Consider the following 12,691-nt stretch of genomic DNA (forward strand, 5'->3'; position numbering starts at 1 on the left):
TCACTCCCTTACTTCTTCTATAAAATAATACTTTCTCATTATACACAATAAATAGGCTTTCATACAGTTAAATAAAACAATTGTTTATATTTTTTAACCGCTTTCTTAATTTTATAGATATCACGCAAAAAAATCAACCATAAAAAAAAAAAGATCGGAGATATGATCTCCGATCTTGGAAACTTCTCAAAAAACTTAAAGTAGTTTTATTGAGGTGCTTCAGGTACTTCAATTTCTCCGTCTATAATTTGTTGTCTATATTCTTCAACGCTAGCCCAAGCTTCATCAGACAAGTTTCCTTGAACTAAGTCAACTCCGTCATCAGCTAAACCAAAGTTACTTATTTCGCCACCAGGGAAGTTACCTTCCATTGATTGGTTAGCAAGGTCTTGAACAGCTTGACCTACGCCTTTGATTGTTGAAGTCAAAGTTAGGTTTCCATCACTATAGTTACCTTCTTCTGATTGGTCACGGTCAACACCGATAACCCATAGGTCATTGTCAGATCCAGCATTCATGCGGTCAATTGCTTCAGAGAATACACCGTTTCCTGTGTCTCCAGATGCGTGATAAATTATGTCAGCCCCATTACTGAACATACCTGCTGCAATTTGTTTACCTGTAGCAGCATCTCCAAACGATCCTGCGTATTGAACATCGACTGTAATATCTTCATTTACTGCTTCAACACCAGCAACGAATCCTGCTTCAAAGCGGTCAATAACAGCACTTTCTTGTCCTCCAACAAAACCTACATAATCAGTTTGAGTTGTTTCAGCAGCTGCTACACCAGCCAAGAATGCTGCTTCATGATCTTTAAACAAAACAGATGCTACATTATCTTCTTCGATAACTTCATCGATGATAACAAAATGTTGATCAGGATTTTGAGTAGCTACGTCAGCCATTGCTGGTTGAAGTTTGTATCCAATTCCATAAATCAAGTCAAAATCAGATTGTAAAGCTGTGTTTAAGTTTGTAACAAATTGAGAATCATCATCTGATTGAATATATGTATATCCATCAGAACCTTCTTCAAGTCCGTGTTCTTCTCCCCATGCTTCCATACCTTCCCAAGCTGATTGGTTAAATGATTTGTCATCGACTCCGCCGATATCAGTAACCATAACTACTGAGAATTCACCATTTGCAGAACTTTCTTCAGTAGTATCTTCTGTTGTTTCAGAAGTATCTGTTGTGTCCACTGTTTCTTCTGCGTCTTCTCCACCACATGCTGCAAGAACAAATGTTGAAGCAAATCCTAAAGCAATTAAACTTCTAAGATTTCTTTTCTTCACTATAAAAACCCCCGTATTATGTTGTAGTATGAAATAGAAGTCATTTCCTACTCCATCCTCATGGAATATGTTACCATTTTTTCCGAACAAAGGAAAGTCTATTTACGATAATTGAAACCGTTTTTCATAAAAATTGTTTGGAAGTTAATCGTTTTCTAATCATTTTCACCATCTGGCTTAGAAATATTTACTACTCTAGGCTTGCTTCCCTCAGAAGGACCTACTATACCACGCATTTCCATTTCATCGATCATACGAGCTGCTCGATTGTATCCAATTCGAAAACGACGCTGAAGCAAAGAAATACTCGCTGTCTGCATATCTACGATTAATTCAACTGCATCATCAAACAATTCATCTTCTGCTTCACCCTGTGCAGTTTTAGGCTCTTCTTTTGGAATCATTTCTTCCACATAATTAGCTTCTTGTTGGTTCTTGACAAAGTTGACGACAGCTTCAACTTCATTATCTGAAATAAATGCTCCCTGGACCCGAGTCGGTTTGTTTTGACCCATAGGTTGAAAAAGCATATCCCCTTTCCCTAGTAATTTTTCAGCCCCATTTGCATCTAAAATCGTCCTTGAATCAGTACCACTTGAAACAGCAAAAGCTATTCTTGATGGAACGTTTGCCTTTATGATTCCAGTAATAACATCCACACTTGGTCTTTGAGTAGCTAAAATCATATGTATTCCAGCTGCTCTTGCCATTTGGGCTAAGCGAATAATAGCATCTTCTACCTCATTACTTGCAACCATCATCAAATCAGCCAGCTCATCAACAATCACAACGATAAATGGGAGTTCAGGCAGAATTTCCTCAGCCTCCTCATTCTTATGTTTGATAAATTTATTGTATCCCTCCATGTTTCTTGTTCCACTAGCTGCAAACAGTTCATACCGTCTTTCCATTTCTTGAACAACCTTTTGCAAGGCTTGAGCTGCTTTTTTAGGATTGGTTACAACTGGGGTCAACAAATGAGGAATCCCATTATAGACATTCAGTTCTACCATTTTGGGATCGATCATCATCAATTTAACTTCATTCGGTTTTGCCTTCATAAGCAAACTAGTAATTACCCCATTGATACAAACTGATTTACCACTACCTGTTGCACCAGCGACAAGTAGATGGGGCATTTTGGATAGATCTGCCATAGAAATTTGCCCTGATATATCTCTCCCAAGCGGTACTTCTAACATTTTTTCTTTATTTTTCGTTTGACTTTCAATCACATCTTTAAAAGAAACTAAACTGACTTCACTATTAGGAACTTCGATACCAATCATCGCTTTCCCAGGAATAGGTGCCTCCATTCGGATATCCTTGGCTGCTAAGGCCAATGCGATATCGTCTGTTAGTCCTACGATCTTGCTCACCTTTACGCCCGTAGCAGGCTGAATTTCATACTTTGTAACAGCCGGACCAAGATTAGCTTTGGTGACAGTAGCATCGACTCCGAAACTTTGAAATGTTTCTTCTAATTTCTCTACATTTTTTTGAATAAGGGAATATTCTTGGGACTGATCCGTCGGTTCTATTCTATCCAATAGCGTAACTGGCGGTAATGCATAGTCCTCATTTTCAACTTCTCCATTAATCTCAAAATCAACATTAGAATCCTCTGCTTCATTATTTTTCACTTCTGAAGATTCTTGATAGCTATTAATTTTTAGTTGGCTGGGTTCGATTGTTGCTTGCTTCACGGATTCTTTTTCAACAAACTGTTTTTTGTCAGATATGCCCTCATTATTTGACTGTTGTTTGTTCTTATCATCTTGCACTACTTTTACTTTTTTGCGACTTTTTCTTTCAGAAAATGATAGAGCTGCTCTCATTTTCTCTGCAAAAATCTTTCCTGTTTTTTTCGAAAAATCAAAAAAATGTTTAGATGTTTGTTTGTATGGTAATTCGAACAATAAAATAATACCACTAGAAAACAATAGAAGTGTAATGAGAAAAGTTCCTATGTGAGAAAACAAAAAATAGCTCACACCATACATAAGAGCACCAATCATTCCTCCACCTAAAGATTGTGTTAACGTATTTCCTAAAAAGTCTGCTAAAAAAAATCTCCAAGTAGCTACGATTACATTTAGCTGCGGATTAATTACAGGTCCAAAAAGTCGTGCATGTAGAAAAACAAGTAAGCTGATAAATAGTAAGCTAACTGCAAAAACTTTGTTTTTTGATAGTGTAGGGCTCTTCCCTTTGAACAAAAAAGCAATTCCAAAAACAATTCCCAGTATACTTAATACCATATATGCTTCACCTGCAACTAAACGATACATATTAGCAGCTAGTCGACCAACAAATCCCCATCTAGTTAAAGAAAAGAAACTAATAACTGTCAGAAGCAAACCGAGTACTTCGAAGGGAATCATCCTATTCTTTTTTCTAGGTCTTCCTCGTTTCTTTTTCTGGGCCATACTTTCTCCTCATTTCTAATTTATATTCTTGTTTATTATACACAAAATCACTTTGGATAGTAACAGGGTTGGTATTTTTGATTTATATAAAAGACGTGATAAACTATAAGTATAACTTTACAATTCGAAAGGGAGTTTTTTTGATGGCCTCATTATTTGATAAATTTATGAAGAAACAAAACACCAAAAACTCTGATCATTCATCAACTTCTACTATAGAATATCTAAACGAACCACCCTCTGATTCACAAGAGGTCAGTATAGAAGTTCGAATATTCGGTCGTGTTCAAGGGGTCGGATTTCGTTACACAACAAAACAACTTGCTGATGAGTTGGGAGTCGTTGGACGAGTGAGAAATGAAAATGACGGTTCTGTGTATGTCCAAGGATCAGCAAAAAAAAATATTATAGACAAATTCATTACAGAACTAAGCAATTCTCCCTCTCCGAGTGGCAGAGTAGAACATCTGGAAGTGAAGTACATCAAAGAACAAGACATTAAAGATAAAGATGATTTTAGGATAACTAATTGAAAAAAAATATTTTATACTGTATAGTTTACAATAGTATTTTAATTTCACTATTACAAACTAACATAAAGGACAGTGTAGAATGAAAAAACGTACAAAAAAATTACTGTTATCCACCTCTTTACTTAGTCTCATGCTCTTTTTATCAGGATGTATGCGTTTTGACGATTCAGGAGATCCAACAGGATTTGTTTATGATAATTTAGTAGTTCCCACCCAAGAAGTTATTATTTGGTTGGCAGATTCACTCGGTGGAAGTTTCGGTCTAGCGATCATTGTAATTACCATCGTTGTCCGACTAACTATTTTACCTCTAGGTCTAAGTCAGCAAAAGAAAACAACAACTCAACAAGTTAAAATGGGTTCTGTAAAACATATCACCGATGAAATACAGGCTGAGATGAAGGCCGCACAGACCCCAGAAGAAAAGCAAGAATTACAAAAGGAACTTATGCAAGTTTATTCAGAAAATAATATTAATCCAATGGGCGGGATAGGTTGTTTACCATTGCTCATTCAATTACCAATTTTTACTGCTATGTTTCAAGCAATCAACTTATCGCAAGAAATAGCTCAATCTACCTTTTTTGGAATTTCACTGGGTGAGAGGAGTATTCTACTAGCTGTATTAGCAGGTGCTGTTTATTATCTCCAATCGCGTGTTATGATGGCAGGAATGTCTGAAGAACAGAAACAACAATCAAAAACAATGATGTTATTAAGTCCTGTTATGATTTTGTTTTTCTCTTTGACTGGACCAGCCGGATTATCTCTTTACTGGTTAGCAGGCGGAATCGTTGCAATAATTCAGTCTTATATAACTAATAATTACTACAAACCCAAAATTGAAGCTGATATCAGAGAAAAACAAGGGGATACCACCCAAGTAACCCGAAAGAAATCTGAAAGTTTACCAAAAAGAAAAGATGTTACGCCCCCAAGAAATAAAAGAAATGCAAAATCGACTTTTGAAACTAAAGATAACTCAAAAGGTAGAAATGCAGGTAAACAACAAAAAAATAAATAACCAAAAAAGCAGCTAAGGGAATCCCTTAGCTGCTTTTTCATTCGGCTTTGTTGGTGGTCTTTTTATCGCTATCCCCTTCGGTTATAGGAAGTATAATACGAAAAACTGAGCCATAATTTAATACGCTTTCTGCCCAAATCTTCCCACCGTAACCTTGTATAAGTTCTTTTGCAATAGATAAACCTAGCCCATTTCCACCTTTATGTCGACTTCTTGCTTTATCAATTCTATAAAAACGATTAAAGATTTTTTCAGTATCTTCTTCAGACATTCCTTCACCAAAATCTTGAATCGCAATTTGAGCCGTCGTTCCTTCGGTTGCAATAGATACATGAACTTCTTTTCGATCTCTAGAGTATTTCACAGCATTATCCAACAGAATTATCAATATTTGCTCTAAATGATTTCTATAAATCGATACATTTATTTCTTTTTCGGTTGCGTCGTCTAAATTAAAAATAAAATCTTCATGAATCATTCTAAAATTATTTACAGTTTGCATGATCACTTCTCTAAGTGGGGTGCTCTCATTTTTATAATGAATTTCAACCTGTTCTGCTCGAGAGAGATCTAACATTTCCTGTACTAATTTTTTCATTCTGCCAATTTCTTGTAAGGATGCTTCTAAAGATTCTTCCAGCACTTCCGGATCATCTTTTCCCCATCTATTCAATAATTTTAAATGACCTTCTACAACAGCAACAGGTGTGCGTAATTCGTGAGAGACGTCCTCAACGAATAATTTTTGGTTTTCAATATTTCTTTGCATTCGATCTAGCATATCATTATAAGCGTTTGCCAGCTCTGTCAACTCGTCATTGCCGCCACCCACATCGATTCGTTCTTCTGATTGAGGATCTTTACGAATAACGTTAATAGCTGCAGTCATCTTTCTAATCGGATTTAAAAAATTTAGTGCAAGCAAAAAACCGAAAATCCCACTGAAGACTAAAGCAATAATACCCGTAACAACAATGGCAAATAAAACACGATCGGTTAATTCGTGAAAAGCAACCAATTCATCAATGATCTGTACATTCCCAATTTTTTCATTATTCATAGAGGAATAAACTGGTGTTGAGGCAGACAAAATAGTCCTTCGATTTAACTGTAAGGTTTCAATTTCAAATTGTTCTGTGATGATCCTTGTTCTATCACTTGGAACAGACTCATAGACCAAACGATTTTGATCATTGTAAACCCGTATCACAATTCCCTCACTATTGATTCTTGAAAAAAGAGACTCTTGATACGGTACATTTTCTCCTATCGGTAGGTTCCCTTGTCCTAATGATGGATTTACTGAATCCTCCTCATTATCCGGAGTAGGATTAATAGCAGATAAAATATCCTCTTCTGTGAGTGGTCCAGAAAAAATAATTAGCCTTTCAGATACAGTCGCAGTCATCTCTTGAAGATTTTCTCTTTCATTTTCTAACATCATTCGTTCAAATCCGAAATATAAAATAGAAGAAAACAAAGTGTACGCTAAAAAAATTGCTACCGCTGTCCCGATCGTCCATTTCCATTTTAAAGAAATTCTTCTAGTAGACTTTTTTTTATCATCTATTTTAGAAAAAAATGTGTTCACTGTCTCATCACGTATCCTGTTCCTCTAACTGTTTGAATATAACTTTCTTCACCTGGAACATCAATTTTATTTCTCAAATAGCGTATATAAACATCTACCACATTTGTCTCGACTTCCGTTTCGTAGCCCCATACTTTATTCAAGAGGACTTCTCTTGAAAGAACGATATTCACATTTTCCATTAGTTCAACTAGCAATTCATATTCGCGTTTTGTTAATTCAATCACTGTTTCATCTCTTCTAACAATACGATTTTCCTTTTCCACAATTAAGTTCTTAAAGGTAACAGTCGTTTGTTTACGCGAACTTTCTTCATTTTCAATTGTGATACGTCTTAGCAATGCTCGCATACGTGCTAGTAATTCTTCGATTGCAAATGGCTTAACAATGTAATCATCTGCTCCATGATCTAATCCTGAAACTCTATCGATAACAGAATCTCTTGCAGTCATCATGATGATCGGAACTGTACTCACTTGTCTAACCCTACGACAAACATCAATCCCATTTAATTCTGGCAACATTAGGTCAAGTAGGATCACATCCCACTCTTCAGATTCATCTAAAGCCGCTTCCAACCCTGTTCGTCCATTGAATCGAACAGCCGTTTCAAATCCTTCATGTTTCAACTCTAATTCAACAAACCGAGCTAAATTTTTTTCGTCTTCAATAATTAAGACTTTTCCCATTGATGACACCTACCTTATACATTTTAGAATACGAATACTTTCTCATATAGTTAGCATTAGTTTACCATAGTTTTTTAAATATAAGAATGGACTCTTCTTTTTTTTGATTAATTGTTTAAGCACAAAGACAAACTAGCGTAAATAAATAGAAATGGCAGTCTAGACTGCCATTTCTAAAAAAATATATTCAACGTAAAGAATTAATCAGTTTTTATTTGACCATCATTTCCGTACCAATCAAAGTGATAAGATCCTTCTTTATCTGTTCTTTCATAGGTATGTGCTCCGAAATAATCTCTTTGTGCTTGGATTATATTTGCTGGTAAACGTGCGGTTCTGTATGAATCATAATATGCGATAGCAGAAGAAAATGCTGGAACTGGAACACCAGATTTTACAGCTATACCTACTAAATCTCTTATCGAATCTTGATAATTCTTAGTAATGTCTATAAAGTAATCATCCAGTAAAAGATTCTTTATTTCTGGAGAACGATCATATGCATCGGTGATTTTTTGTAGGAAACGTGCACGTATTATACAACCCGCTCTAAATATTTTGGCAATTTCACCATACTTTAGATCCCAATTGTATTCTTCACTTGCTGTTCTCATTTGAGCAAATCCTTGAGCGTAACTCGTTATTTTACTAAAATATAAAGCCTGGCGAATTTGTTCGATCAAGACTTTTTTATCCCCATCAATTTTATATTCAGCAGGTTTTGGAAGAACTTTACTTGCTTCAACTCGTTCTTCTTTCATTGCTGAAATATAACGTGCGAATACAGATTCTGTGATTATTGGTAACGGTATTCCCAAATCTAATGCACTTTGAGATGTCCACTTACCAGTGCCTTTATTCCCTGCTCGGTCCAAAATAATTTCAACCATTGGCTTTCCTGTTTCGGAATCAACCTTGGTCAATGCATCTGCGGTTATTTCGATAAGGAAACTATCAAGTTCTCCGGTATTCCATTCTTTGAATACTTCAGCAGTTTCATCAATAGATAAACCGACCACTTCACGAAGCAAATGATAGGCTTCAGCAATTAATTGCATGTCTCCGTATTCTATTCCATTATGCACCATTTTCACATAATGTCCTGCTCCATTTGGTCCAATATAGGCGACACACGACTCTCCATCACTAGGAGCTTTTGCTGCAATTTTTTCTAAAATAGGAGCCACTAAGTCATAAGCTTCTTTTTGTCCACCAGGCATGATTGCTGGTCCTTTTAATGCACCTTCTTCTCCACCCGAAACACCTGTGCCGATGAAGTTGATTCCTGACTCAGCTAGTTCTTCACTTCTTCTCATAGTATCTTTAAAGAAAGTATTTCCTCCATCAATCAATAAATCACCTTTTTCTAAAAAAGGTAGTAATTGTTGAATTACTGCATCAGTACCTTTACCTGCCTGCACCATCAACATAATTTTTCTTGGTTTTTCTAACGATTCAACAAGTTCTTCTAAACTGTAAGTAGGGACTAAATTTTTGTCTGGATTTTCATTCATTACATCTTCTGTTTTCGATGTCGTACGATTGTAAATTGAAACAGAATATCCTCTGCTTTCAATATTCAAAGCTAAGTTACGCCCCATAACAGCCATTCCGACTACACCTATCTGTTGTTTGCTCATTAAAGAATTTCCTCCTCTATTTTTTATTGCTTATTCAGACTTCCTTATCATTTTACCAAAAAAACCTTGTTTTAGGAAACGCATCCTTTTATTCATCAGTTGTTCCAAAGTGTAAAAATATCCCGTTTTATTGAAAGCTAGCTAAAACATTTGATAGTCAACGGAATATAGTGTAAACTACTTAAAGGAAATCAAATGGGCAGGTGAAAAAAATGGAAAACAAACACAATCAAAAAAAGAAAAAAAAGACTATGTCTAAAGTTTTTGTCTGGATAATGGTTATAATGATGACAAGCTCTATTTTTGCCTCATTACTCAGTATACTTCCTGCTTTATAAACAAAATAATAAAAAAATTTTTGTGAACCCTGGATCCGTAATTATTTACGTATCCAGGGTTCTTTATTTTTTTATTTTATTCTTTTTGCTTCATTTTTCAATTCTCGGGCTGTTTCCATAGTTAACTTAGTTATTTTCGTTCCTGCTAGCATTCTTGCTATTTCTTCTATAGCTTCTTTTTCTATTAATTCATTTACATGCGTAATAGTTCTGTTTTTGCTTTCTTCTTTTTCAATCAAAAGATGCTGATCGGCCATAGCAGCAACCTGTGGAAGATGAGTAATACAAAGAACTTGTGAATGGGAAGCAACAGAATATATTTTATTCGCAATTGCTTGAGCAACTCTTCCACTCACCCCAGTATCCACTTCATCAAAAATAATACTCGTAACTCCTTGCGATTTTGAAAATATTGTTTTCAGTGCCAAAATCATTCGAGAAAGCTCTCCGCCTGATGCGGTTTTATTTAAAGGTTTTAACGGCTCTCCAGGATTGGTAGAAACATAAAATTCCACAAAGTCCAACCCTTTTATGGTAGCATTTTTCTCGTTTAATTCGTTTACATCCTGTTTGAATTTCACTTCAAAGACAACTTTTTCCATATATAATTCTTTTAATTGTTCTTGAATTGATTTTTTTAACCTTTTTGCGATTTTTCTTCTCTCAGATGATAGCTCCTTGCCACTTTCTATCACTTTTTTGGTAGCTAGGGCTAATTTCTTCGATAAGTCATCCATTCCTTCTTCTCTATTACGAAGCTTTTCTAGTTCCAACTGTGCTTCCCTAGCATAACTGTTTATCTCAATAATAGAATTGCCATATTTTCTTTTCAGCTGGTGAACGACTTCTAGTCTTTCTTCAATTTCGTTCAATCGTTCTTCATCATACGCCAATGAATCCAATGCATGATATAAATCACTAGCTGCCTCTTGCAATTGATAAAAACTAGTTGAGACTAATTCTGCTATTCTTTTGTATTCTACATTCATTTCTTCTATAGACTGTAATGATTGCATAGCTTGCCCAATTGCATCCAAGCCATTTGTTTCATTTCCTTGGATAGCATCATAACTTGAAGAAAGAGATTCCATAATTTTTTGGTAGTTGGCCAAACGGGTTCGCTCTTCTTTTAGTTCTTCTTCCTCATTATCATTTACCAATGAAGCCGCTTCAATTTCTTCTAATTGAAAGGATAGCATATCAATTCGTTGAGCTGCTTCTTGTTCATTATATTGCCATTCATTTAACTGTTTGTTTAAAGAATGATATTCATTGTAATAAGATTGATATTCTTTTTTTAGTCGGACAAGTGCATGTGATCCAAATTGATCTAGTAGTTTTAAATGTTTTTCAACATGCATCAATTCCTGATGCTCATGCTGACTGTGAATATCGATCAGGGATTCTCCAATCTTTCTTAATGTAGAGATTGTTACAATACTCCCATTGACTCGACATACATTTCTACCATTTGCATAGATTTCTCTTTGAATCATTATGACACTTTCATCGTATTCGATACTTTCTTGTAGTAATATTTTTTTTAATTCATCATTTTTTTCAGAACTAAATATACCCTCTAAAGAACATTTTTTTTCGCCAAAACGAACAAATTCACTAGATCCTCTTCCGCCTGCTAATAAACCGACCGCATCAATAATAATTGATTTCCCTGCCCCGGTTTCACCTGTAAGGACAGTCATCCCTTTTTTGAAAGATAATTCTAATGTTTCAATAATGGCAAAATTTTTGATAATCAATTCTTGGAGCACGTATCAAATCCCCCTTTGCCAATTATATAAAGGCAATTATTCTTCTTTGCATGTATAAAGCCTCTTCTTCGCCTTTACAGATAATCAATACAGTATCATCGCCGGAAATCGTACCAAACACTTCTTCATAATCTGCTGAATCAATGATTGCTCCCAATGCAAAAGCATTTCCAGGTTGTGTTTTGATCAGAACAAATTCTTTTTGAGTATCAATTGAAATAAAAGCATCTCTTAGCAGTCTTTCTAATTTACGTGCAGTATCGTAATTCATTTCTGGCGGGAGATTATATCTGTAACCACCTGACTTAGAAGGAACTTTTATCAATTGCAATTCTTTTATATCTCTTGATATCGTAGCTTGAGTGACCTCAATCCCTTTTTCCATTAGAATTCTCACTAGATCTTCTTGTTTTTCAATTATTTGTTCCTGAACGAGTTCTCTGATTAAGCTGTGCCGGTCTCTTTTATTCATTTACAACCCCTCCTAAAGAAGCATAAATATACATATCTTTTCTTTAGTATACTGCACAAAATTGTATAAAAAAAGAATTATAGCTTATTATTTTACACTTTGAGCAGATTTTACTGTTGCTTCAATATTAACTGATTCAGATATCTCCCCTATTGTTTCTTTGGATAATATCAAGTGCATTAAAAATTCCTTGTTTCCTTTTCCACCACTTATTGGAGAAACAGTCAAATCCATCACATCATAACCTTCATGGGTTGCAAATTGAATTATATTTTCTAAAACTTCTTTATGGACATCACGATCCGTAACAATACCTTTATCTCCAACTTTTTCTCTGTTTGCTTCAAATTGAGGTTTTACAAGTGCAATTACATGTCCGTTCCGTTCCAATATCTTAGAGAGAACAGGAAGGATTTTTTTTAGAGAAATAAATGAAACATCGATCGTTGCTACACTAGGTTTTCCGTATATAAAATCGTTTGCCGTAGAATTCCTGAAATTTGTTTGTTCCATTACTATTACTTTAGGATTATTTCTTAACTTCCAATCCAATTGGTTCGTTCCAACATCTAATGCATAGCTCAATTTTGCTCCATATTGTAAAGCTGCATCAGTAAATCCCCCAGTTGAAGAACCAATATCGAGAACAATTTTATTTTTTACTGTGAAATCGAATATTTCTAGAGCTTTTTCTAACTTATAGCCTCCACGGCTAACATATTTCTTGTGTATTCCTTTTACGTATAAATCTGTATTCACTGGAAAATAGTCTCCAGCTTTGTCAACACGGATTTCTTTCGATGTAAAAACTTTTCCAGTCATTATATAAGCTTGAGCTTTTTCAATTGTTTCTGCATACCCTTGTTCCACTAATAATTTGTCTGCTCGCTCTTTTTTCATTTATT

The 12,691-nt window shown here is 35.1% G+C and carries 10 protein-coding genes; 2 read left to right on the forward strand and 8 right to left on the reverse strand.

Annotated elements, in window-relative coordinates; translation table 11 throughout:
• Window positions 1-206: 206 nt before the first annotated feature.
• Window positions 207-1,298 (reverse strand): BMP family lipoprotein, encoded by a 1,092-nt coding sequence (locus H626_RS0101420; protein WP_027107746.1) that lies wholly within the window; start codon window positions 1,296-1,298, stop codon window positions 207-209.
• Window positions 1,299-1,453: 155 nt separating this feature from the next.
• A complete protein-coding gene (locus H626_RS0101425; RefSeq protein WP_027107747.1) occupies window positions 1,454-3,727 on the reverse strand; it encodes a DNA translocase FtsK in 2,274 nt (757 codons plus the stop codon).
• A gap of 143 nt (window positions 3,728-3,870) precedes the next feature.
• Here H626_RS0101425 and H626_RS0101430 point away from each other — a divergent pair, with 143 nt between their 5' ends.
• Together H626_RS0101430 and yidC are read left to right on the forward strand one after the other, a co-directional pair.
• Window positions 3,871-4,260 (forward strand): acylphosphatase, encoded by a 390-nt coding sequence (locus tag H626_RS0101430; RefSeq protein ID WP_051237699.1) that lies wholly within the window; start codon window positions 3,871-3,873, stop codon window positions 4,258-4,260.
• Window positions 4,261-4,339: 79 nt separating this feature from the next.
• Window positions 4,340-5,284 (forward strand): membrane protein insertase YidC, encoded by a 945-nt coding sequence (yidC, locus tag H626_RS0101435; protein ID WP_027107749.1) that lies wholly within the window; start codon window positions 4,340-4,342, stop codon window positions 5,282-5,284.
• 37 nt (window positions 5,285-5,321) lie between these two features.
• Here the strand turns inward: yidC and H626_RS10350 are convergent, their stop codons facing one another.
• The 6 genes from H626_RS10350 to H626_RS0101470 form a co-directional block, all read right to left on the reverse strand.
• A complete protein-coding gene (locus H626_RS10350; protein WP_245570050.1) occupies window positions 5,322-6,875 on the reverse strand; it encodes a HAMP domain-containing sensor histidine kinase in 1,554 nt (517 codons plus the stop codon).
• A complete protein-coding gene (locus H626_RS0101445; RefSeq protein WP_027107750.1) occupies window positions 6,872-7,564 on the reverse strand; it encodes a response regulator transcription factor in 693 nt (230 codons plus the stop codon). The genes H626_RS10350 and H626_RS0101445 overlap by 4 nt, the downstream gene beginning before the upstream one ends.
• A gap of 200 nt (window positions 7,565-7,764) precedes the next feature.
• On the reverse strand, window positions 7,765-9,204 hold the full coding sequence (gene gndA, locus H626_RS0101450) for an NADP-dependent phosphogluconate dehydrogenase (RefSeq protein WP_027107751.1): 1,440 nt from the start codon (window positions 9,202-9,204) through the stop codon (window positions 7,765-7,767).
• 409 nt (window positions 9,205-9,613) lie between these two features.
• The gene (gene recN / locus H626_RS0101460) at window positions 9,614-11,314 is read right to left on the reverse strand and encodes a DNA repair protein RecN (RefSeq protein WP_027107752.1); all 1,701 of its coding nucleotides are present in this window, start codon (window positions 11,312-11,314) and stop codon (window positions 9,614-9,616) included.
• A gap of 22 nt (window positions 11,315-11,336) precedes the next feature.
• The gene (gene argR, locus H626_RS0101465; protein WP_027107753.1) at window positions 11,337-11,786 is read right to left on the reverse strand and encodes an arginine repressor; all 450 of its coding nucleotides are present in this window, start codon (window positions 11,784-11,786) and stop codon (window positions 11,337-11,339) included.
• Between the two features lie 87 nt (window positions 11,787-11,873).
• Complete coding sequence (locus H626_RS0101470; protein ID WP_027107754.1) at window positions 11,874-12,686, reverse strand: TlyA family RNA methyltransferase; 813 nt, start codon at window positions 12,684-12,686, stop codon at window positions 11,874-11,876.
• Between the last annotated feature and the right edge of the window lie 5 nt (window positions 12,687-12,691).

This window comes from Lacticigenium naphthae DSM 19658 (assembly GCF_000425865.1).
Classification (GTDB): Bacteria; Bacillota; Bacilli; order Lactobacillales; family Carnobacteriaceae_A; genus Lacticigenium; species Lacticigenium naphthae.